The 21261-nt window shown below is 61.0% G+C and carries 23 protein-coding genes and 1 tRNA gene; 7 read left to right on the top strand and 17 right to left on the bottom strand.

The genetic code is table 11. The annotated features are described in order from the left end of the window. Positions 1-37 precede the first annotated feature (37 nt). The 6 genes from HPQ64_RS20680 to HPQ64_RS02935 all read right to left on the bottom strand — a co-directional run bounded on the left by HPQ64_RS20680 (position 38) and on the right by HPQ64_RS02935 (position 3478). Positions 38-367 (bottom strand): CbtB domain-containing protein, encoded by a 330-nt coding sequence (locus HPQ64_RS20680; protein WP_343035895.1) that lies wholly within the window; start codon positions 365-367, stop codon positions 38-40. Between the two features lie 24 nt (positions 368-391). After that, on the bottom strand, positions 392-895 hold the full coding sequence (locus tag HPQ64_RS02915) for a nitrile hydratase accessory protein (RefSeq protein ID WP_172886878.1): 504 nt from the start codon (positions 893-895) through the stop codon (positions 392-394). Beyond that, a complete protein-coding gene (locus HPQ64_RS20530; RefSeq protein WP_172886879.1) occupies positions 895-1242 on the bottom strand; it encodes an SH3-like domain-containing protein in 348 nt (115 codons plus the stop codon). The genes HPQ64_RS02915 and HPQ64_RS20530 overlap by 1 nt, the downstream gene beginning before the upstream one ends. After that, positions 1242-1556 (bottom strand): SH3-like domain-containing protein, encoded by a 315-nt coding sequence (locus HPQ64_RS20535; RefSeq protein WP_172886880.1) that lies wholly within the window; start codon positions 1554-1556, stop codon positions 1242-1244. Before HPQ64_RS20535 ends, HPQ64_RS20530 begins: the two co-directional genes overlap by 1 nt. A gap of 40 nt (positions 1557-1596) precedes the next feature. Next, positions 1597-2196 (bottom strand): nitrile hydratase subunit alpha, encoded by a 600-nt coding sequence (nthA, locus tag HPQ64_RS02930; protein WP_172886881.1) that lies wholly within the window; start codon positions 2194-2196, stop codon positions 1597-1599. Positions 2197-2419: 223 nt separating this feature from the next. Then, entirely contained in the window at positions 2420-3478 is a 1059-nt protein-coding gene (locus tag HPQ64_RS02935) for a substrate-binding domain-containing protein (protein WP_172886882.1), read from the bottom strand. Between the two features lie 253 nt (positions 3479-3731). Here HPQ64_RS02935 and HPQ64_RS02940 point away from each other — a divergent pair, with 253 nt between their 5' ends. Further along, positions 3732-4274, top strand: coding sequence for a MarR family winged helix-turn-helix transcriptional regulator (locus HPQ64_RS02940; protein WP_246270251.1), 543 nt, complete (start codon positions 3732-3734; stop codon positions 4272-4274). On the opposite strand, the gene HPQ64_RS20300 is transcribed toward HPQ64_RS02940, so the two are convergent. Next, positions 4158-4778: a hypothetical protein gene (locus HPQ64_RS20300; RefSeq protein ID WP_246270253.1), complete on the bottom strand. Its 621-nt coding sequence runs from the start codon at positions 4776-4778 to the stop codon at positions 4158-4160. The genes HPQ64_RS02940 and HPQ64_RS20300 overlap by 117 nt on opposite strands. A 201-nt stretch (positions 4779-4979) precedes the next feature. Then, positions 4980-5056, bottom strand: a tRNA-Arg gene (locus HPQ64_RS02950). A gap of 382 nt (positions 5057-5438) precedes the next feature. Here HPQ64_RS02950 and HPQ64_RS02955 point away from each other — a divergent pair. The 3 genes from HPQ64_RS02955 to HPQ64_RS02965 all read left to right on the top strand — a co-directional run bounded on the left by HPQ64_RS02955 (position 5439) and on the right by HPQ64_RS02965 (position 9141). Then, positions 5439-7163, top strand: a complete 1725-nt coding sequence (locus HPQ64_RS02955) for an ATP-binding cassette domain-containing protein (RefSeq protein WP_172886883.1) — start codon at positions 5439-5441, stop codon at positions 7161-7163. A gap of 65 nt (positions 7164-7228) precedes the next feature. Next, a complete protein-coding gene (locus HPQ64_RS02960; protein ID WP_172886884.1) occupies positions 7229-8320 on the top strand; it encodes a hypothetical protein in 1092 nt (363 codons plus the stop codon). A 74-nt stretch (positions 8321-8394) separates the two neighbouring features. Beyond that, positions 8395-9141 (top strand): hypothetical protein, encoded by a 747-nt coding sequence (locus tag HPQ64_RS02965; protein ID WP_172886885.1) that lies wholly within the window; start codon positions 8395-8397, stop codon positions 9139-9141. Here HPQ64_RS02965 and HPQ64_RS02970 read toward each other — a convergent pair. Together HPQ64_RS02970 and HPQ64_RS02975 are read right to left on the bottom strand one after the other, a co-directional pair. Next, the gene (locus tag HPQ64_RS02970; protein WP_172886886.1) at positions 9092-9733 is read right to left on the bottom strand and encodes a CDP-alcohol phosphatidyltransferase family protein; all 642 of its coding nucleotides are present in this window, start codon (positions 9731-9733) and stop codon (positions 9092-9094) included. The genes HPQ64_RS02965 and HPQ64_RS02970 overlap by 50 nt on opposite strands. Then, positions 9730-11328: a xylulokinase gene (locus HPQ64_RS02975; RefSeq protein ID WP_172886887.1), complete on the bottom strand. Its 1599-nt coding sequence runs from the start codon at positions 11326-11328 to the stop codon at positions 9730-9732. The genes HPQ64_RS02970 and HPQ64_RS02975 overlap by 4 nt, the downstream gene beginning before the upstream one ends. Before the next feature lie 187 nt (positions 11329-11515). Between HPQ64_RS02975 and HPQ64_RS02980 the strand changes: the two genes are divergently transcribed. Beyond that, positions 11516-12469, top strand: a complete 954-nt coding sequence (locus HPQ64_RS02980; protein ID WP_172886888.1) for a stealth conserved region 3 domain-containing protein — start codon at positions 11516-11518, stop codon at positions 12467-12469. 10 nt (positions 12470-12479) lie between these two features. Here the strand turns inward: HPQ64_RS02980 and HPQ64_RS02985 are convergent, their stop codons facing one another. Both HPQ64_RS02985 and HPQ64_RS02990 read right to left on the bottom strand, forming a co-directional pair. Next, positions 12480-13604, bottom strand: a complete 1125-nt coding sequence (locus HPQ64_RS02985) for a glycosyltransferase family 4 protein (RefSeq protein WP_172886889.1) — start codon at positions 13602-13604, stop codon at positions 12480-12482. Next, complete coding sequence (locus HPQ64_RS02990) at positions 13601-14329, bottom strand: CDP-alcohol phosphatidyltransferase family protein (RefSeq protein WP_172886890.1); 729 nt, start codon at positions 14327-14329, stop codon at positions 13601-13603. Before HPQ64_RS02990 ends, HPQ64_RS02985 begins: the two co-directional genes overlap by 4 nt. Before the next feature lie 94 nt (positions 14330-14423). Between HPQ64_RS02990 and HPQ64_RS02995 the strand changes: the two genes are divergently transcribed. Further along, a complete protein-coding gene (locus HPQ64_RS02995) occupies positions 14424-15191 on the top strand; it encodes a phosphocholine cytidylyltransferase family protein (RefSeq protein WP_172886891.1) in 768 nt (255 codons plus the stop codon). A 3-nt stretch (positions 15192-15194) separates the two neighbouring features. Here HPQ64_RS02995 and HPQ64_RS03000 read toward each other — a convergent pair whose 3' ends face one another. After that, positions 15195-16400 carry an LptF/LptG family permease gene (locus HPQ64_RS03000; RefSeq protein WP_172886892.1) on the bottom strand — a complete coding sequence of 402 codons (1206 nt, stop codon included), beginning with the start codon at positions 16398-16400 and terminating at the stop codon, positions 15195-15197. Further along, positions 16397-17617, bottom strand: a complete 1221-nt coding sequence (locus HPQ64_RS03005; protein ID WP_172886893.1) for an LptF/LptG family permease — start codon at positions 17615-17617, stop codon at positions 16397-16399. The genes HPQ64_RS03000 and HPQ64_RS03005 overlap by 4 nt, the downstream gene beginning before the upstream one ends. 210 nt (positions 17618-17827) lie before the next feature. Here HPQ64_RS03005 and HPQ64_RS03010 point away from each other — a divergent pair, with 210 nt between their 5' ends. Further along, on the top strand, positions 17828-18325 hold the full coding sequence (locus tag HPQ64_RS03010) for a phosphatidylglycerophosphatase A family protein (RefSeq protein ID WP_172886894.1): 498 nt from the start codon (positions 17828-17830) through the stop codon (positions 18323-18325). A gap of 6 nt (positions 18326-18331) precedes the next feature. On the opposite strand, the gene HPQ64_RS03015 is transcribed toward HPQ64_RS03010, so the two are convergent. Genes HPQ64_RS03015 through HPQ64_RS03025 form a run of 3 tightly spaced genes read right to left on the bottom strand, consistent with a single transcriptional unit; the run spans position 18332 to position 21216 of the window. Beyond that, positions 18332-19264 (bottom strand): phosphatidate cytidylyltransferase, encoded by a 933-nt coding sequence (locus HPQ64_RS03015; RefSeq protein WP_172886895.1) that lies wholly within the window; start codon positions 19262-19264, stop codon positions 18332-18334. After that, entirely contained in the window at positions 19261-20094 is an 834-nt protein-coding gene (locus tag HPQ64_RS03020) for an SDR family NAD(P)-dependent oxidoreductase (protein ID WP_172886896.1), read from the bottom strand. The genes HPQ64_RS03015 and HPQ64_RS03020 overlap by 4 nt, the downstream gene beginning before the upstream one ends. A gap of 3 nt (positions 20095-20097) precedes the next feature. Further along, complete coding sequence (locus HPQ64_RS03025; RefSeq protein ID WP_172886897.1) at positions 20098-21216, bottom strand: inositol-3-phosphate synthase; 1119 nt, start codon at positions 21214-21216, stop codon at positions 20098-20100. Positions 21217-21261: the final 45 nt, after the last annotated feature.

Below are 21261 nucleotides of genomic sequence, written 5' to 3' on the forward strand. Positions count from 1 at the left end.
TCCTTCAGGCGATCACGCCTGAAGGGAAAGCGCTCTGTCAGTGACAGGGAAAGCCTAGCGAATGACGGCTGTCATGCGCGGCGTTGTGCAGCACGTTCGGCGAGGCAAAGCCGACCGCGAAAACGATGCCCATTCCAAACACAAGCGCCAGCATCGCCGCTTTCGCGACGGTGACGCGATCGGCCGGTATGGCGTTGATGGATGGGATTGCCTTGATATCGTTCATAACGTCCTCCTGGCCGCTTTCCGGCCGGCCTGTCCCTCTGGAGATGGAAGCGGGATGCGTGCGCTCTTTTTCGCTGATGTCTTCTAAGAGTTTTTGCACACATACCTTGGACATGGCGGAATTTCCCACCAGATCCGCCATTGCCAAGTCAGGTTGCCGCCGCGCCTAACCGGCTGCGGCTAACCGCGCGGGGCTGACGGCAATCGGCTCCGGCCTCCGGCCATCATGATGATGATGATGGTGGTGGTCGTGCCCCTCATCGCCGTGCGAGCCGATGCTTTCTTCAAGGCCTCGCCGAAACTCCACCGGGTGGCCATGCGGCGTGGCAAGGTAAGACCTGCGCCAGTCTTCCGCTGCCTGGGAAATCTCGTCGGCGCCGAGTATCCCCTTTTTCAGGAGAATGGTCTCAAGCGCCGTTTCCCATTGCCTGTAGTAGGTCGAGTTGCTGTCCTCGCCGGGCCATGGCGGCACGTTGCGGATAATCGTGCTGAAGGTTTCGACCCATTCCGCCCAGGTGAACAGCCCGGCACGGCTCAAGGCCATCGATGTGCCGAATGCCTGCGCATGCCACGGCTGGGCGAATTTCGGGGCGTCCACATGGTCCGATTGTCCGCAGGCGATTTCGATCGAAAGGGGATCGAAATCGGGTAGCGATCCGGTTCCGGCCATCACGCTTCCTCCAGATAGCTCTCATAGAGATCGGCGTAGATCGCGTCTTTCGGGCCGGCATCCGGCCCCCAGACGTCGGAACCTTCGAAGCGGACGCAGTAGAGATGCTGCGGGTGATCGCCTTCGAGGACGGCCCTGGTATCCGCGAAAACGAAGCCGCCGTAATGTGTCACAACGGTGCCCACGCGGCCACGCAGGTAACGGGGAAGCCGGGTATGCGTCGGCTTCGCCATGACCACGGCGCGCACCTTGTCGCCGACCTTGAAGGCGGGCGCTTGGGGCACATCCGCCCTGGGCGAGAAATTCGTCGCGATGATCCCGGGGATCATGTCAGGGGTAACAGGCATCATTCGCCTCCCTGTTTGCGGAGGATGTCGATCCGAGCGTCGATTTCCTCTTGCGTGAGAATGTCCTTCTCGAGCAGGCTGCGGGTAACGCCGTCGACCCATTGCTCGTAATAGGACGACTGCAGCCAGCGCAGCGCGGGGATGCGCTCCATCGCCCAACGCGTCTCGTCGATGTTGTAGACGCCCTCGATCGCCAGCGCGACTTTCACACCGAACATTCGCCTTTCCCATTCTTCATGGAAGATCGGCTCGTTTTCCTCCAGCGGCAACGGCCCTACGCCGTCCATTCCGCCGATGTCGTGAATGCTGTTCATTGCTATGTCTCCGGTCCTTCGCGAACGGGACAGGGATTTTTCAGGCAGCCAGCCGGCATATGCCGGTGCCGATCATGGAATCCCGCGTAACAAGAGCCGCCAGCTCATCTTCGCTCCAGCCATCTGTCCCGGCGGGACGTTCGGGAAGCACGAGGTAGCGGACGTCCGAAGTGGAATCCCAGACGCGCACTTCGACGTCGTCGGGAATTTGAAGGTCGAATTCGGCAAGGACGGAGCGCGGGTTGAGCACCACCCGGCTGCGATAGGGAGCCGTCTTGTACCAGTTGGGCGGCAGCCCGAGCACCGGCCAGGGATAGCAGGAACACAAGGTGCAGACGACGACGTTATGGACTTCGGGAGTGTTCTCCACCACGACCATATATTCGCCCTGGAATCCCGAAAAACCGAGGGATTCTATCGCCGCCGTGCCGTCCTTGAGCAGCCAGGACCTGTACTCCGGGTCGGTCCACGCCTTGGCCACGACCTTTGCGCCGTTTTTGGGGCCGAGTTCATGTTCGAACACATCGACGATCGCATCGACAACACCTGCGCCAAGCACCCCTTTTTCGGTCAGAAGCGTTTCGATCGCCTTGACGCGCAGGGCGACTGGCACCGGCGGTTTGGTATGTGAATGGGACATGGTTCGCCTCTCTGGTGGCTTTTGCTTTTGGGCCGGCGGGTTTTCCCGGTGAACCAGCCTTTTGCAGGCGGCTGGTTAGCCTTGGCGTAATTATTTGAAACCGCGTTATCTGAAAATGCAACTATTTTTTGCTACAACGGCCAAAAGATTTTGTTGCGCCGCAACATAAAACAAACCGGCTCAGCGCTATTTTACTATATTGGTGAAAGTCTTCGCCGTCGGGTCAGGGCTGAAAATCGATAATTCGAAATTCTATTCCATCTACTGTTGCCAGGTGGACCGGACGAGTGCCACCGGCAACGGCGGTCATATCGAACCCGCGCGCGGTGCGTCCCTGTATCGTTCTCCCGACGCGCCGCTGAAGGTCGCGAGGGTCGAGATCGCCCGTTGCCGCGGCTAAAGCTGCCAGGCAGTGGACGCCTTCATAGCACGATTGCCCGAAACCGTTGGTCGGTGGCGGGCTCTCGCCGAAAGATTGGTGATACCGCTCCAGAAAGCGGTCGTTGTTATGGGAACGAAGGCTCGAAAAATAGGCTGAAGTCACGAAAATGTTCTCGGTGCAGTCGGGGCCCAGCGCATAAAGCACTGTTTCATCGAACGCGGACGAGAACCTGAGCACGTGCTTGTCGAGGCCTGCTTCGACGAACGCGCGATTAAATCCGAGCGCCTCATATCCGAGGAGATAGGGCATGATCACATCCGCCCGCGATCGCCGGATTTCATCGAGCACAGGCCCATAATCCGTGAATCCGAATGGCAGGATCCGTTCACCGACAACACTTGCGCCCATATCATGTATGATCCGCCGCGCAGTGGCGAGCGTGGAACGTGGCCAGATATAGTCGTTTCCAAGGAGATAGAAGCGCTCGGTAGATTTGTACTCGCACAACCACGCCAGACCGGGCCTAAGCAGTTCGTCCGAGGTTTCTCCCACCGTCACCACGGAGGTATCGCTCTCGAACCCTTCGAATTGCGGGGTGTAGATGAAAGGCACCCGAGTCCCGATCGCCCGGGAAACCGGCCCGCGCGCGAAACTCGGCAGCAGCGCGACAACCGCATCGGCTTCGTCCAGTTCAACCAGGTCTTCCGCGGCAAGCGTGGCTTCGCGGGCAGTATTTCCCCCGTCCTTGAGCACCAGCTCCAATTCGCGGTTCAGCAGGCCCCCGGCCTCATTGATCTCGGCAACGGCCAGCAAGGCGCTGGCCTGCGCAGAGGGCGACCAGATCCCGGCCGGACCTTCCCCGGGGGTCAACAATCCGATCCTGATTGCGTTTGTCTTCATACCTCGCGCCTGCCTCGCAAGAGCCGGACTATTTCCGAAGATAGGCGATTTACACTTAGAGAATAAACAAGCGGCCTGGATCGTGAATTTCGAAATCCGACTTCGCGTTCAATTTTACGAGCCGGGATTTTTATTTGTTCGTGGTTTTAAGGGGCCGCCCTTCCGGCAGTCAGTCGATAATTGATCCGGCTACTGTCAAATCTACTAATTCCTCACGCTGGCGACAAGCCGCGATGAAATACGGCAAGACGGCTTGAACGAACTTGAAACCCGCAGCCCGCATCCGCGTGCGGCCTTGTCCGCGCTTGCGCAGAAAGCCGACACGGGGTATTTCTATGAACTTGAGGATATTGAAATTAAGAATTTCGGAATTGCCGGGATCAGTTCGATGCAAAACCAACTGGCCTATCTTATCGCAACCGTGAACCGGCAGCTCGAGGACGAGTTGCAGGACAAGCTGCGCCCGGAAGGCATTCCAATAGAACAGTTCAGGATTCTGAGCGCGCTCAAGGATGGTAATGGGCTCGCAATGGGCGATCTTGCCACGCGTGTCCTCGTCGATTCGACGACCCTGACCAAAATCATCGACCGGATGGTAACGGCCATGCTCGTTTATCGCGCGCCTGATCCGAACGATCGCCGCAAGGTTCTGGTGTTTCTCACGGCCAAAGGCGGCGCGCTAATCAGCCGCCTCGAAGGCGTCGTCGGAGAGCAAGAAGAAAAGCTCGTCAATCGTCTGCAGCAAAACAAGGCTGACGAACTGACCAAAATTCTGCAGACGCTGGTGCGCAACTAGGTCGTAGCGACAATTTAACGTTTGCAGCACCGTAGTGAAAAGGCGCCAGATTTGGGACCGTCGCGAAAGGACAAACCGGCTGTATTCGACGGCGAGCAACAACAACGGCATTCCCTTCGCAATTCGCCGGCACTGTTCGAATGGAGCAAGCTTTCCGTAGGGTGACTGCACCTGGGCATCCGGATCGAGCGCATCAAGCCCGACCGCCCGCAGCAGAACGCACACCACGAGCGTATGCATCTGACGCTGAAGAGCAAAACAGCAGAGCGTGTAGCCTTCAATCTCCTTCGGCACCACGAAAGGTTCGACCGCTTTATGGCGGTTTACAACAATGAGCGGCCCCATCAGGGCCTCACAGGCGCCTATCCCGGCTAACTCTATACAACCTCGGCTCGTCAATATGAGCCGCCGCCAGAGCCGGAGCACCCTTTCCATGACCAAACCGTACGAATGAGGCGATGCGGGCGCATCTGCACCGGCAGGCGTAAAATCGGTCTCAGCCAAGTGTTCGCCGGCCAATTCTTGGCCTGCGGGAAGTCGACGACAAAATTTGGCTCGTCTCATTCCTCGACTATGATTTGGGTTCGTTCGACTAAAGAGGGCACGGCGTAGAGCCCGCGCGAAACCCGTTCGCTCAGGAGAAAGCGTAAACTTTCTCTCCGGGATCAAATGCAAACTATGTGAGGGGAATGGACCGAAGGATAATGGCGCACCCGACAGGATTCGAACCTGTGACCTCTGCCTTCGGAGGGCAGCGCTCTATCCAGCTGAGCTACGGGTGCAAGCGCTTCGCAATGAGATAGTCCGGCAGGGATAACCCATCTGACTTCACAGGGCAATTGCTTTGTCAGGTGGCAAAGCCGGCGGCGGCGAAGGAACCCCCACCACAACGCACCGGCAGGGGTGCGCAATGGCAACGCCGGCATGAAAAATCCCGGTTGAGGCGAGCCTGCCATTTCCCTCCACGCAGATTGGCTCTATTCAGTTGAAGTGATTGGCATTACCCGCCGGGAAGCCTGCATACAGCGGCGGGCATGGACGCATTATGAGTGTCATCGTGTTCGGCAGAGCCGGGCAGGACACTCACGAACTGCAAACTCGGTCAGCTTTTCCACATTCCGGCAGTTCGGCCGGTGTCGAAGCTGATGCGACAGGAGATTGGCATTGAGCAAAGCTTCGCCCACACGGGGCATGCTTATCCTGTTCCGTTTTCTTATAAACGAAGGGAACATCCTGCGTGATCCGGTTCTCGTCTTTGCTCTGTTGGCGAGCATTACGCGCGGCGGAATGATCTTTTCCGTCAACGCGCTTGCCGGTGGCGATCGCAATCTCGAGTATATAGCGCTGTTGTTGGCCTGCATCGTCGCCACTCTGGCGTTTTCGTTTCAAGCGCGGATGCGCAATTTCCGGCTCGTCGAAGCAACGAAAAACAAGCTGCGCGTACGCCTGAGCCAGCAGTTGCTGCACGCGAGCGCATCCTTCCTGAGCAAACACGACCACGGCAAGGTTTACTCCATCGTCACGCAGGAAGTGAACCGGGCAACGCGCGCGGCCGTGAACCTGATCCAGTCGCTGGAGGCGATATTCCTTATCGTCCTGTGCGTGCCCTATCTTCTCTATCTTTCCTGGGAAAGCGGCCTTGTAACCATCGGTGTCGTCTGCCTTGGCGCATCGGGCTATATCATCGCCCAGCGCCCCGCCCAATCCACCGCCGAGGAAGCCTCCAAGACCGAATGGCTGTTCTTCGACCGGGTGAACGACATCCTGCGCGGCTACAAGGAACTGCGCCTCAGATACGAGCGCAGGCGCGATCTGCAGGAAGACGTAGGGCGCATCGTCGAACGCAATTTCGACCTGACGGTCGCCGCCGAACGGCTCTACGGACTGGGCCAGGTTATGGCACAGGGCGCAATGATGCTGTTGTTGACGATGATCGTCGTGGGGCTGCCGCTCGTTGCCGGCACGGACACTGCGACCGTCCTGCAGATCCTGACCGTCGTCCTTCTGGCCTACGGCCCCATCGAGACCGTCCTCGGCAACCTTTCGACCTTCTCGCGGGCAACCGTTTCCATGCGGCTTATCGACGAGTTGCAACGGGACCTTGCGCAGGAAGGGGAGAGCAACGCCGGCAAACCGGCCGCGGTGAAACCTTCCTTCTGCTCAATCAGGCTGGAAGGCATGACAGCGACGCTCTCCAATTCCACAAGCGACAAAGAGAGCGGAGAAACCTTCGTCACCGGACCGATCGATCTTGAGCTGAAACCCGGCGAAGTCGTCTTCGTAAGCGGAGGCAACGGCGCGGGCAAATCCACCTTCCTTTCGCTGCTGACCGGCCTCAGAAAGCCCGACGGCGGGAGAATCCTCCTTGACGGTCACGCGATCGACGACGCGTCGATCAGTGCCTATCGCGAACTTTTCAGCGCGGTTTTCAGCGAGTTCCACCTGTTTTCCAAGCTTTACGGCCTGACGGAGCAGGAGCGTGAAGCGCTTGGCCTCAGGATGGGCGAGATGGACATTACCCACCGGGTGACGATCGACGGCGACAGCTTCTCCACCCTTGCCCTTTCCACAGGCCAGAAAAGGCGTCTGGCGCTTGCCATCGCCCTTGCCGAGAAGCGCCCGATCATCGTGCTTGACGAGTTCGCCGCCGATCAGGACCCGGAAAGGCGAAAGCTTTTCTACGACATCCTCGTCCCGCAAATGGCGGCTGAAGGCCATCTCGTGATCGCGGTTACGCATGATGAGCACTGTTTCGACAAATGCGACAGGCTGATCAGGATGGATGCCGGAAAAATCATTTCCGACACCCGCCCTGGACGCTCCGGCATCGACCTTTCGGCAAGCGAAAAAGATCTGAGACGACTTGAACCCGCCGCCGCTGATCGCTAGGCCGCATCCCGTTTACACGCAAAAAGCAGCAGGCGGAGCAGCCGCCGGCGCAACGCAGAGCACCCATGTCCTGGTACCACGCCCTTGCGGCATTCGCCGTTCTTGTTCTCGCGACCGGTTCGGCAATCGCCTATCTGCACTACCCGACGCGCAAGACGATCATGCGCGCCCTGGACCCGAACTGGGGCAGGAAAGCGCGCGTCTTCGCCTTCTCGCCGGAGGAAGAACAGCGCGAGGAACGGGATATGTTCGTTTCCTCCACAGTGATGCGCGACGGCTGCGACATCATCTGGGACGAATTCGACGACGAGCCGCCGGCGGAACTCTTCAAGCCGCTTTCGAAGGGAACCGTCGTCTTCGTCAACACTGTGCATGTGCCGCGTTTCATCGGCGAATTTATTGAGCGCATGCAGGGCGACTTCGTGCTCGTCACCGCACGGGAAAACAATTCGACGGCGGCTTTCGACGTCGAAAAGGTGCGCTCATCGGGCAAGGTCCTGCATTGGTTCATGGAGAATTTCGAGCTTGATCCCGCCTGGCTAGACACCGGCTGGATGACCCCGCTTCCCCTCGGGCTCAACTATCACAAGCTCGACCCGGCAAGCCCCAACCAGTCCCGCGACATGGGGCTTCCGTCGCGACCCGGGAACCAGCAGCTCACGATGAAGGCGATCCGCGAGGAGATTCCCTCATTTCGCGACAAACCGCTGAAGGTCTACTGCAATTTCCACCTCAACATGGACACCTTCCTTCGCCACCCGCATGCGAGGAAACGCCATGAGGCGCGGGCCGAAGCGCGCGACATCCTGAAGACGAAGGGGAACCTGATTCTCTGGGAACCCCGACAAGCCCCGCGCAACAGCGTCTGGCTTCGCCACAAGGAGTTGTCTTTCGAAGCTTCTCCACGCGGAAACAGCATCGACTGTCATCGCACCTGGGAAGCGCTGATCCTGAAGTCCGTGCCGATCGTGAAAACCACAAGCCTCGATCCCATGTATGAAGGCTTGCCGGTCGCAATTGTCAACGACTGGAACGAGGTTACGCCGGACGCGCTCCAGCGCTGGCACGAAGACTTCGCCGACTGGTTTGACAAGCCGCTTCCGCCGGAGCTCTATTCGAACCACTGGATCGAGAGGTTTCACGCATTCAAGCCATGACGCCCGTCGAAAGCACCAGAGAGAACCGAACGAGCAGATGGTGGCCCCGCCCCAGGCGAGCCGCCCTGTTTGCGATGCTGTTCTTCCCGATGACATTCGTCATCGTGACCGTGAACTACTGGATATACCGGGCCCGCTTCGAGTTCATGGAACGGCACCCGGAAGTCGCCTCGATAAAACCGCCGACGATCAGCCGGGCGATTTCCGATCCCGCCATCGGCGAGCCTTTCGCCTTCTGGATTTCGACGAGCGCGGCCTTTCTTGTTCTCGCCATGCTTCCCGTCGCCTGGCTCTATTGGCGCTCCGCCGGGTCGGTCGGCGCGGGTTCGCCGAACACGAGGCGCTTCTTGCGCATTTCCGCGCTGCTTCTGGTGGCGCTGCAGGCGGGAGCGGCGGTCGGGATGGTCATTCTCAGTCAATACACGTTCCCCTCGTTCGACGAGGAACACATGCTGGGAAGTTACACCTTCTTCGTCGGCCAATCGCTGGTGATACTCGTCATGGGGCTCTCCTGCGGCGCGATCGCCCTGCAAAGGCCGGTCGCCGATGCGCTTGCGATCGGGGGAGGCGTCAATCCGCGCGTCAGCAGGCTGCGGGCGCCGCTTGCGATCGGCTGCGTTGCCTCAGCGATCGCATATCTTGCGCTGTTCGTCCTGAAAAACGCCGAGCTCGGCGAAGCGAAGGCTTTTGTCTACCAGGCATATGTTCTGCTGGAACCCGCGCTGATTTCCGCCTATCTCGCCGTATTCGCGACCTTCTACTTCGACCTTGTCACGATCCTTCGCCGTGATCCTGCCCGGCGTCCGAGCGCCGCAACATAACCGTGGCCCGGGCAATGCGCTGCAGCGCAGAGACATTGGCCAGGACGGCGTAGAGCGTCAGGCCTGCGCCCAGTATCCAGGGCGTACCGAAACCTGCGGTCGATGCGGCGCCATCGACAACAAGCAGCACACACAAAAAGATGATCCGCTCCAGCCGCTCGAAGAGATCGGGCCAGGCGTCATTGTCGATGGGGATCTCCACCGCCGTCCTCGCCTTGGCGTAGCTCGTCAGCACACCGCCCGCAAACGCGAAGAATGCCGCCGGCCAGAGGTTGGCCACGAAGGCTATCGCCGCGAGCACGGCAAGTTCCTGATAGCGATCCACCATGGCGTCGAAATAACCGCCGACCTTCGAGCGCATGTCGCGCTGGCGGGCGACCGCACCATCCAGTGCATCGAAAGCGAAGGCGATGGCAAGCGTCAATCCGAAGACCAAGCTCGACTTGTGGGCAAGATAAGCCGCCGACGCAACCGCGATCAGCACGAGGCCCGCCGCCGTGACCTGATTGGGCGTCAGCCGCGCCTGCACCAGCGGCGCGGCCGCCTTTTCCCAGAGAGGGTCGATATGACGTTTGAACAGGCCGTCGATCATGCCGGCGTTCCCTCTTCCGCTTTCGGGATCACCGAACTCCGGTAAAGCTTGACGAGCGTTCCGCGCAGTTTGTCGAGCCGCGCATACCGCGCATCGAGAAGCTCCATAGCCTCGCAATCCGGCTCATATACCTTGTCGGCGCGATGGCCTATCGCCTTTGCCGCGGCCCATGTGTCCGCATACCATCCGATGGCGCCCGCCGCCATCGCGGCACTTCCGAGGACACCGGCATACCTCGGCTCGCCGACCACGACCGGCCGCTTCAGCGTATCGGCCAGAAGCTGCGCGAAGACCGGGTTCTGGCCGGCGCCGCCAACAAGCGGCAACGGCTCGTTTTCCGGCGCCTTCGTGGTCTTGATAACCTTGGAGTATGCCCAGCGCGTGTTGAAGGCGACACCTTCCAGGACGGAACGCACCATGGCCTGGCGATCGTGCTGCAAGGTTAGGCCAATGAAAGTGCCCCTCAGGCGATCATCGTCGACCGGCACGCGTTCGCCGGCAAGCCACGGCGTAAAAAGCGGATCATGTAGCGTGCGGTCTCCGACATTTTCAAGGAATTCGGCAAGCATATCGTCGGACACCTCGCCCCCGCCAAGCAGCGTTGCGAGCCAGGAAAACGCCGTACCCGCACTTTCCTGCGTCGCGATCAGGAGCGGCCTGTTGCCGACGCTGCTGGCGATCGTCGCAAAGGAATGCGGGATGCTGATGATCCGTCTGTCGAAGAACCCGCTGACCCAACCGCTGGTGCCGGCATAGACGTGAAGCGCTCCATCCGCCACCGCGCCCGAGCCGACGGCCGTCGCCGTGGCGTCCCCGCTGCCGCCGATTACCGGGAGGCCCTTTTTCAGGCCGAGATCGTGCGCCGCCCTTTCCGTCAGCTCGCCGACGATGCTGCTTCCTTCCACGATTTCGGGAAGTTTCTCGAGCGGCAGCCCGGTCATTCGCGAAAGGCTTTGCGACCATCCTTCGCGGCCCGGGCGCGTATCCATGAGCCAGGTGAGATTTGCGCTGTCGGCCGTCATGGTAAACCGCCCGGTCGCGCGGTGGATCAGCCAGTCCTTTACATCGAGCAGCCTGTGGCTGCGCTCGAACGTTTGCGGCTCATGGCGCTTCAGCCACAGCATCTTGCCGGTGGGGTCCATTCCGTTGAGCGACGGTGCGCCATTCGCCGTTCTGACCCAACGGACGAGCTTCGCGACATTGTAGCCGAGCACCGAGGGAAACCCGCCGACGAGATCACGCGATAGTTGCGCCGACCGTTTGTCGAGCCATATCAGGCAGGGTCGAAGGGGCACCCCCTCACGGTCAACGGGAAGGACGCCGCACATCTGCGCGCAAAAGACGATCGCGCATACGCGCTCCGAAAGACGGTCCACCTTGCCGGCAAGGTCAGTCACGGCACGCGAAAGCGCGTCCCACCAATCCTGCGGGTTTTGCTCCGCCCTGCCCGGACCGGGAAGGGACAGCGGGTATGCGGCGATCGATTTCGCCAGAATTTCGAGCGTCGGCCCGACGGCGGCGACCTTGACGCCGGACGTGCCGAAATCGGCGGCGATCACGAGGTCCCCGTCGGTAATTTCCCGTGCTGTCGGCAAAAAAGACCCCCACCGCTCGCGGTTAATTCGGAATATCTGACCGGCAAGCAGGAATAGGACTTCAAAGGTGCCGTTTGCAACAGGCTTGTGCACCAAGGTCCGTGAACAATCTTCGCGCCCTTACTTGTTTCCATGGCGCCGCGCTGCCAAAAGAAGCCGAAGCGGAAAGGAAACAAGCGAAGTCGCGATGAGCCAGCCGATCGACGTGGTCTATACCTGGGTGGATGACGAATTTCCCGGATACAAGGAAGAGCTTCGAAAATTCGCCGGCGACAAGCGCGATACCAACCCGAACCGCACGCGCGACAACCTCGATCTGATCAAATACAGCCTGCGATCCATTTCCCGGAACATGCCGTTCGTCAGGCGCATCTATCTTCTGACATGCAGGCCGCAGAAGCCGGCCTGGCTCGACGCGGATCACTCGAAAATCCGCATCGTCCACCACGACGAGGTCATGGCGGCCGACATCCTGCCGACATTCAATTCATTCGCGATCGTAAGCCATCTCCATATGCTGCCGGGCTTGTCGGATCGGTTCGTCTACATGGAAGACGACATGCTGATTCCGCACCCTGTCACGACTTCCGATTTCACGTCGCCGGATGGAAGGCCGCTTGTTTTCACGCGCCGCAAGCGCACCCCGGTTCATGCGGATCTCGATCCGGCGATATCGAGCCCCTGGAACCTGGCGCTCGCCACGGCCAATGCGGCACTCGACCGCGAATTCGGACCGAAGCGCCACGCCTATGTGATACACGGCCCGAGGCTGATCGATCGACAAAACTTTCAGGCCATGGTCGACCGCTTCCCCGAAGAGTTCAAATCGACCCGCACCTCGCGTTTCCGCGCCAACGGAAACGTGCCGGGCGAGTATCTCTATCCGCATTTCCTGCTTGAAACCGGCAAGGGCGCTCTTGCCACACGCGCCCAAAGCCGCAGGATGGAAGGCTATGCCTCGCTTGAGAATTTCACGCCCTGGACGGCACTGCAGATGAAGATGCTGGAGTGGAGAAAGCCGAAGACGATCACCTTGAACGACAGTTTCGAGCATTCGCCGAACCCGGCAGTCGTCAAGAACGTTCGAAACACGCTGGAAAGATGGTTCCCCGAACCCTCGCCATTCGAAAGGCCGGGCTGATCGCTTTCGATCAGCCCCGGGCAACTTCCTCGAACAATTCGAGATAGGCGGGGCCGACTTCGCGCACGTCGAATTGCGCCGCGTGCTCCCGGCCCCAGTTCCGCATTTCCCGAAGACGGGAAGAATCGCAGCCGAGTTCCACGATTTTCCGCGCGAAGGCGTCACTGTCGCCTGGCTGAACGAGCAGGTCCGCACCCGGCCCGTCGAGGACCGTCGCGTAGCCCGAATTGGCCGCCGCCACCGGCACGGCGCCCGCCGACATCGCCTCGACCAGAACGATGCCGAAGCTTTCGCCGTAGGGTGCGGGAGCGGCAAAGATATCCGCGCTTGCGACCAGCCGGCGCGCGTCATCGAAATCCGGCGCGGGGCGATAGGTTATCGCCTTTCCCCAGGGCTGCTTCATCGCCTCGTCGACAAGCGCGAACCGCTCGCCATTGCCCGCGATGGTGAGCCGCGCTGCGGGCAATCTTTCGACAACACGCGGCCATGCCTTGAGAAGCACATCCACGCCCTTGCGGTGCTCGAGGCGCCCGAGGAAGACCACATGCGGCGAGAGCGGATCGAATGGCCGCTCGGGTTTCGCGGCAGTCCGCCAGGGTTCGAGATCGACCGTCGGAGCCAGAATGCGCGGCGCCGGAACGCCGGGGCCGGTTTGCAGCACAGACAGCGGTGAAGGCGAGGGAACCACCGATGCGCCGGCGCGCCGCTGAAAATAGCGCGCGGCACTGCGGTAGAACCACCCGCTCAAACCCCTCAGCGAGCTTTCCGGCAACGTTGCGTGGAACGTCACGACGGTTGGCAGACGACAAGCCTTCCAGAGCTGCCATGGGATGAGCGGTGTCCATGGTGTGTGAAGGTGGACGATATCCGCACCCCACATTGTCAATTCCCGCGCCAAAGTACGGCGCTGCGCGCCGGACAGATAGGAGATTTCCGTCACCGTTCCCGAAACGGAGATCCGGCGGGACCGACCGACATGATCGATGCCCTGCGCGGCCTGGCCCGACATCGCCGGGGGGGCCACGATCCTCACCTCATGCCCCTGGCCCTCAAGCCACTTGCCAAGGTCGCGGATATGATTTTGCACGCCGCCGTGGCGTGTCATGTCATAGGGACAGACTTCCACTATCTTCATTGTGGCCGAGGCCCGCCATTAATCGCCCTGACCAACTCCTGCGCCAGCGAATCGCCGACGTCGAGAACCGAATAGACGATCAGGAACCAGACCGCATAGGAGGCAAGCGAAGGAACGGCGGCCACGAAAGCCAGAAACGGGACAAGGCCGGAAAGACCGGAAATGAACGCGATGGCGAGGGCGGACGGGGACAGCGAGAGCGTGGCCGGCTTTTCCGCGTCGGCGTCCGCCCGATCCGCGAACGCGTCGCGGACCGTGCGTCCATAGAGTCGCAGCCACGCGGCAACAGCGGCAAGCGCTGTCCAGAACCCTTCACCCCCCAACGTCCTGTCCGCCAGAATGCCGATACCCACATAGAGAAGGCCCCATTGCGCCATGTCGATCAGGAAGTCGATTCGCCCGCCAAGGTAGGTCACGCGTCCCGTGACCCGCGCCAGCGATCCGTCGGCGCAGTCGAGAACCTGGAACAGATATCCGGCGACAAAGACCCAGAAAACGGCAGCCTTCAGCGGCAAGGCGAGAGCGAGTATCGGCAAGGCAAGCGCAACGGGAAGGGAAAGCAGCGTCGCGGCGAGCGGTGAGACCCCGAACCGGGCAAGCAACCACGCCAACAGAAAGGCGGGCGCGCGATGAATGATAACATTCGCCCAGTTGCCCTTGAGCTCTTCGACCAGCTTGTTGGCCTTGTATTCACCCACGAACGCACCAAGGCCAGGCGTCTTCATGCTGCCTTTCCCCATTGCTTCGTCTTCCATTACGCTTGCCCCGCAGCTGCCGCTCTCATATAGGAGGTGGGCCTTAGCACAAATTGGCGATGGAATGCGCGATTATACTGCCGTGATCTTGGCCGCGGGGCGCGGCGTACGGATGGGATCGAGGGGCGAATTGTCCCCGAAGGGGCTGCTTCGCTTCGGCGAGCGCAGTTTTGTGGGCGAATCCATAGCGAATCTGAAACGTGCCGGGGTCGCGCGCATCCGCATCGTAACCGGACATCTCGCCGACCACTATGAGCGCGCCGCGCAGAACTGGCCGGAAGGCGTGGACCTGCGCCACAACCCCGATTTTGTGGAAAAAGGCAGCCTCCACAGCCTGATGGTGGGGCTTGAAGGGCTAGACGGCCCGGTGATCGTCCTGGAATCCGATCTCGTCTACGAACCGCGCGCCCTTGAACCGATCGACCCGGAAGGTTCGCGCTCAACGCTCGTGGTTTCCGGACCGACCGGGGCCGGAGATGAGGTCTATGTCTGGGCCGATGATGCTCCGGCCTTCGGCTGCAAACGCCTTCGCGACATGTCCAAGGAGCGCGATCTCCATCCCGATCCGCATTATGGAGAGCTTGTCGGCATCATCGGTCTTGCGCGCGATGCGGTAATGCGGGTGAAAGAGATCGCGCCAGAGATGATCGCGAACAAACCGCTTGCCGATTACGAAGACGGTCTGGTCGCCGCTGCGCATAAAACGGAAATCGGCTGTTTCCGGATCGACGATCTTGCCTGGGCGGAGGTTGATGACGAGGCGATGTTCGCCCGCGCTGCCGAACGCATCTACCCACAGATCGCCACCGCCAGGTCCATTATGGAAAACTGAGATCTACCGCAGCCGGGATTGCCACCAGGTCGCGGCAAGCGTGCCGGCAAGAGCCGCCGCCACCGCGAACCATGCGGAAACCGGTGCCGAAACCGCGCCAAGCTCGCCGAGCGCCCAGAAGACCTTGAGGGTGACGAGAGCCGCATAGCCGCACAACAGAAGTATTAGAATCTTTCGAACCGAACGGATGCGCCCAGATCCGGCAAGCGGCGCAAGGCTTGCGCCGAGCAGCGCGAACGAACCCGGAAGAACGGCAGACGCCGCCCGGCGCGCGCGCGCCGACGCTACCTCGCTTGCCGCGATCGCGTAGCGTGCATGCTCCAGCTCTCGCAAAGCGGCCTCGGGAAGATAGAAAGCCGCTACTCCGTGATATTCGAGTTGAACCGGCAGAAGATCGATTTCAAGATCGAGCGTGGCGTAACGCGAGACGAGATAAAACGCGTCCGACACCACCCGGCTTTCTCCAACGGCCGATTGCCCCGGCAACCGCGCCCAAAGATATGCATTCTGCAATTGCCAGATGTTGTCTTCGCCCGTGGGGACCGCCCTTTCGGCGATCAACACGTCTTGAAGCTTCCCGTCGCCGGCACCGCGATATAGCTCCAGTTCGCTGAGTTCCGGCTCGTTGTCCGATTTGACCCGGGCGCGCAGGATATCGTTTCCGACAACGAACCAGCGCTGCTCTTCGGATACGCCTCTTTTGAAACGTTTGGCGTAGGAGCCCACATCCAGATCCACCTGGGCGAAAATCGCCGCCGGGCGGAGATCGCGCTCAAGCGAGAACTGGAGGACGCCTGCGCCCGCGCCGAAGAGCGCGACAACCAGCAGCGTCTGCACGGGCGACCAGCCGGAGGCTGCCATGATTGTGCTTTCAAGCCGTATCATCCGCCACATCTCCGCCAGGAACAGTCCGATGAAACAGGCGACGGGGAAAAGGCGTGTGACGATATCGGCCATGCGGTATACGAGATAGCGTGCAAGCAGCCAGCCTGTGTTCAACCCGTCCCGCTTCGCGGTTTCGACGACATCGTCGAAATTTCCGGCAAGATCTATCGACCAGGCGATGACCAGAAACAATGCCATGACCATGGCGACCGAAAGCGCATAGAGCTTGAGTGCGCGCCGGCCCGAAATGCCGAAGATCGCGGCAACGCCATTCACCCTGGGCGGCGGCGAGCCGGGGCGCGGGTACTCGACGTCGCTTTTCACGCGCGTTGCCCCGCCGGAATAACGAGCCTGCTGCTGTTGACGGCGGCGAACGCCAGCAATGCCGCCGTCAGGCCGACAACCATCGCGGCACTCGCAACCGCGAGAGAAAGGAGGCTGTTTTGGGCGATCTGCTCAAGGCTTGCTCGCGATACCGTGTCGATGACGAGCAGCGTCGCGCAGCCGAGCGGCAAGGCAAGGTATCTCGACAATCCGTTCCGCGCGAAAGCCAGCGCCGCGACGGCCACGAGCGGCGCGAAGAAACAAAGCAGGGCGCGCGACGTCATCTGCCCGGCGCGCTTGAGAACCTTTTCGCGTGGCGCCGAAAGCTCCCTGCCGAGGCCCACAACATCGGCATAGGTCCATTCCTTCGAGATACGATCGCGCGGCGCGCGCTGCAGGATATTGTCGAGTGTGACGGGCAGCGAGAGTTCCCCGACCCTGACGGACGGCAGGACCGGCACTTTCGGAGAAAGTTCGCCGGTGAGGGCGCGAAGGTTCGGCCCCCGGCCATTGTCGAGAATGCTCCTGCCTCCCGCCGCTTCGCCTGCGTTGAAGTCATGGGCGACAACCTTGCCGAGATCCAGACTGTAGCGACCGTCGGAATCGGGTCCGTTCAAAGACCATCCTTGCGCCTGGGTGACGCGCCAGCCGTCCGGGCCGCCGGGTTGATGCACGAAGAGATGGCGGTTTACACCGTTATCCGTTTGTTCGTTGAGGGAGATGAACGTCTTTCCCTGTAGCGTCTGAATCGCGTCCTCGCGGCCGGGCTCCGTAATGCGGTTGAAGATGAATTGGGCCTTCAGGTCGAAGATCAACGCCCGTTTCTGAAACGCCATGACGGGGCTGACCCAGCCGGAGACGAGCAACGACAAAAGGCAGCCCGCAACGCCGATACCGACCGCAAGCTTCGGGATCCAGCTCCACGAAAGGCCCGCAGCCGAAAGTGCCACGATCTCCCGGTCTTCGCGCGTCGCGTTCAACGTCACGAAAATACCGATTACCAGTGCAAGCGGCAGTGCGAAATCGAAAATTTCCGGCGTCGTAAATGCAAGCACCAGGGCGACCTGAAGCAGCGTTCCGCCATTGCGCAGAACTGTCTCCAGCAGTCCTGTGAGCGATTCCGCGATGAACACAGCCTCGATCAAAAGCAGGACGAGGAGAACCTGCTTCAACGCGCCATGCGCGAACGACCATGTGACCGTGTTGAGAACCCTCATCGCTTCGCTTTGCTACCGCACGCCCGATGCCGCCCCGTTCGAAACGCGCCGATCATAGCGGCTGCAACCGGCACAAGATATTGAATCCTGCCCAAATTTCCATCAATCAGGCATCTCTCCCCGTGAAAGGAGGCCGTGCGTTACCGGATAGGCGCTTTGCCGATTGCCCGCACAATGATACTCCGAGGGCCACGCTTTCGGAGCCACGCCATGCACGGAACATCAAAATTTCCAAAGGCCAAGGGCCTGCCGAGGCTCGCCTATGCGATCGGCCTTTCGGGCGGTGCGGGGCTTGCGCCCTTCTGGCCAGGCACGTTCGGCGCCCTCGCGGGCCTGCCTCTGGCCTATGCATTGCAGTTCCTGCCCGTCACGCTTGGCGCGATCGCACTTGCCGGTGTATTCGCCATCGGCACCTGGGCCGCTTCGTGGATAGCTCGCGATCGCGACGAGGAAGACCCGCAAATCGTCGTCGTCGACGAAACTTTCGGAGCGGCGGCCACCGTCCTCGCCCTGCCCTTTCACCCCGCTTGGTGGGTCGCGGGCTTCGTCGCCTTTCGTTTTTTCGATATCGTGAAGCCTTGGCCCGTGAATGCTCTGCAAGACGGCGTCAAGGGCGGTTTTGGAATCATGCTGGACGATGCGGCAGCCGCGGCTCAGGCCATCGCGCTGCTTTGGGTGGCCAGGATCGCGATAGACGCTCTTTTCTGAACGCTGTCACGCAATGGAAAGCCAATAAACCGCGGCAACGACGGTGGGCCCGGTCATGATCCATGCATCGGCGATATCGAACACTCCGCCCTGTCGCGGCATGACGGCCGGATAATCCTTCACACCGGCAAGGCGCTTCAGCCGCGACGCCGCAAGGTCCCCCGCCACGGAAAAAAGCGCGATCAATGCCGCAAGGCCCAACATCGCCAGAGGATCGGCGCCAACAAGCAAGTAACCGCCGACGGTCGCCGTCGCGGCGAGCGCAAGCGCGCCGAACGCAAGCCCCTCCACGGTCTTGTTCGGCGACAGCTTCGGGAACGCCTTTCTTTTGCCCGCGAGCTTTCCGCCGAGAAGCGCGTAACTGTCATAGGTTTCGACAAGCAGAAATGCCAGCAGGAGTGCGCCACGCAAGGCAGGTTCGCCCGCAGCCGCGGCAAAGAGCACGAGAAACAGGCCCGGGAAGATGAGGCTTTCCGCGATGACATTTACCGGCGAGACATCGGTCCTTGAGCCGAACGCGATCGTTATCGCCATCGGAACCGCCAGCCCGGCGCACGAATAGAAGGCTGCCGGAAACCCGAGCCAACACCCCGCGCCCACGACCCCGGCCCCGACGAGGACCGATCCGGCCGCGGCCTTGCTCTTGAACCCCGGACTTTCGACGGCCCGGCCGCATCTCAGCAAGCCGACGATCGAAACCTCGTAGAAAACGCGCGCCGACAGGGCGACCAGAAACACGATGAGCACAGGCCCGCCAACAAGCATCGGCACCGTGCCGGTGGCGAGAATGACGATTTCCGTCAGAAGCGTTGGCCAAAGCGAGCGGGCGACGACAGCGGTTTTGGGAATGAGGCTCAGGACCGCGAGTAGCAGGATGCCGAGAAACAATGCGGAGCCGACCGCCACCGCGATAGGCCAGACGCCAAGCGACTCCGTCACGACGTGTGATGCTTTCTCACGATGCCCGCCTGCCACGACCTGAGTGCCGGCGCGAGTACGCTGTGAAACCGGGCAAGCAGGCCCATCTGCAGGCCCGGAGCCACGATGAACTTTCGCTTGTCCGCACCTGCGATGATCTTTTCGGCGACCTTATCGGCCGGCCACAAGCCGCCACCCGCCGTAATCGCCTTCGTGGCGGCAGGCTTCGTCTTGCTCTCCATCGCAAGCTGGGGAGTATCGGTATCCGGCGGATAGGCAAGCGTCACCGCGATATCATGCGGAGCAAGCTCCACCCTGAGGACTTCCGCCAGCCCGCGCATCGCGAATTTGGACGGCGCATAGGCCGAATAACCGTGGATGCCGAAGAATGCCGCGCCGGAGGACACGAAGATCAAGCGGCCGCCGCCAACTCCGGACATTGCCGGCGCTACCGCGCGGGCGAAATGAAGCGCGCCGATATAGTTCGTCTGCATCTGTTCGAGATGGTCCTCAAGCGGCTGCTCCATGAACAATCCCGGCCGAGCAATGCCGGCATTGGCGACCGCCCAGCCCGGGGCGCCCAATCGGTCGACGGCGGCGGAAACTGCCGAAGCCACTTCCTCGCCTTTGCTCACATCAACCGAAAATATCTCGATCCGCCGGTCGGGAAACTTTGAAGCAATCGTATCGCGCGCTTCTTCCAGGGCCACTTGCCGGCGGGCGAAAAGCGCCAGGTCATGCCCCCTACCGGCAAGACGTTCAGCCAGCGACAGGCCGATCCCGCTCGACCCGCCGGTGATGAATGCCGACCGCGGCTTTTCCCCCGACGCGCGAAGCCGATCGCCCGACACCGATCAGGCCTCTTGGCTTTGGCCGTCCGCGAACGCGATGAGCCGGTTATAGCCCGTCGCATCGTCCAGTTGCACGGGCGGATGCTTGAAAAGAAATGCGCAAGCGTCCTCGATCGGCCCGCTGAGCCCCTGCTCGCGTGCAATTCTCGCGCACCGGATCGCCGTCAGCGCCATGGCGGCCGCATTGGGCGAATCTTCCACCTCAAGGCGCATTTCCACCGAAGTGCGGGCACCGCCCAGCAACCTGCCCTCAAGGCGAACATAGGCGACCTTGCGGTCGTTCAGCCAGGGCACGTAATCCGACGGGCCGATGCGGATCTCGTTGTCGTCGAGACGCGTATCCATCGAGGTCTGGACAGCCTCCGTCTTGGATTCCCGCTTTGTGGCAAGCCTGTCCATGTCCATCATGTTGAGGAAGTCGGTATTGCCGCCGACGTTGAGCTGATACGTGCGGTCGACCTTGACGCCGCGCATATCGGCCAGCCGGGCGAGCGTGCGATGTGTGATCGTCGCACCGAACTGCGCCTTGAAATCGTCGCCAAGAACGGGAAGGCCCGCCTGGCGGAAACGCTCCGCCCAAACCGCGTCGGAGGCGATGAAGACCGGGATGCCGTTCACGAGCGCGCAACCCGCGTCGATTGCGCATTGAGCATAAAACGCCACCGCCTCATGCGAGCCTACCGGCAGGAAATTGATGACGACCTCCGCTTCCGCCGCCTTCAGTGCGGCAACCACATCCTCCCTTGAGAGGGCAGGTACGGAGGACACGACGAAGCTCTTGTCGGGTGCCTGATTGCGCATGAAGGCTGAAACGCCATCAAGATCGGGCCCCCGCAGAACCTCCGCGGTTTGTCCGGCAAGGTCGGTATGAAAACGCTCCGTACAGTTGGGTGCTGCGAACACCGCTTCGCCCACGGGCCGACCGACCTTGCGCTGATCGACATCGAAGGCTGCGACGATTTCGACATCCTGCGGGCGATAGCCGCCCAGCACTGGAAATGTCACGCCGATCGCATCGTCACCGAGAGCGCGGCAATAGGAGATGCCTTGAACGAGGGAACTGGCGCAGTTTCCCACGCCGACGATGGCCGTTCTGATCGGCTTGACGGGATTGGATATCATTTTCGGTTGGAGGCCTTCAGCTCAAGCGATGTATTTGGTTTTGAT

Source organism: Hongsoonwoonella zoysiae (assembly GCF_013266695.1).
Taxonomy (GTDB): domain Bacteria; phylum Pseudomonadota; class Alphaproteobacteria; order Rhizobiales; family Stappiaceae; genus Hongsoonwoonella; species Hongsoonwoonella zoysiae.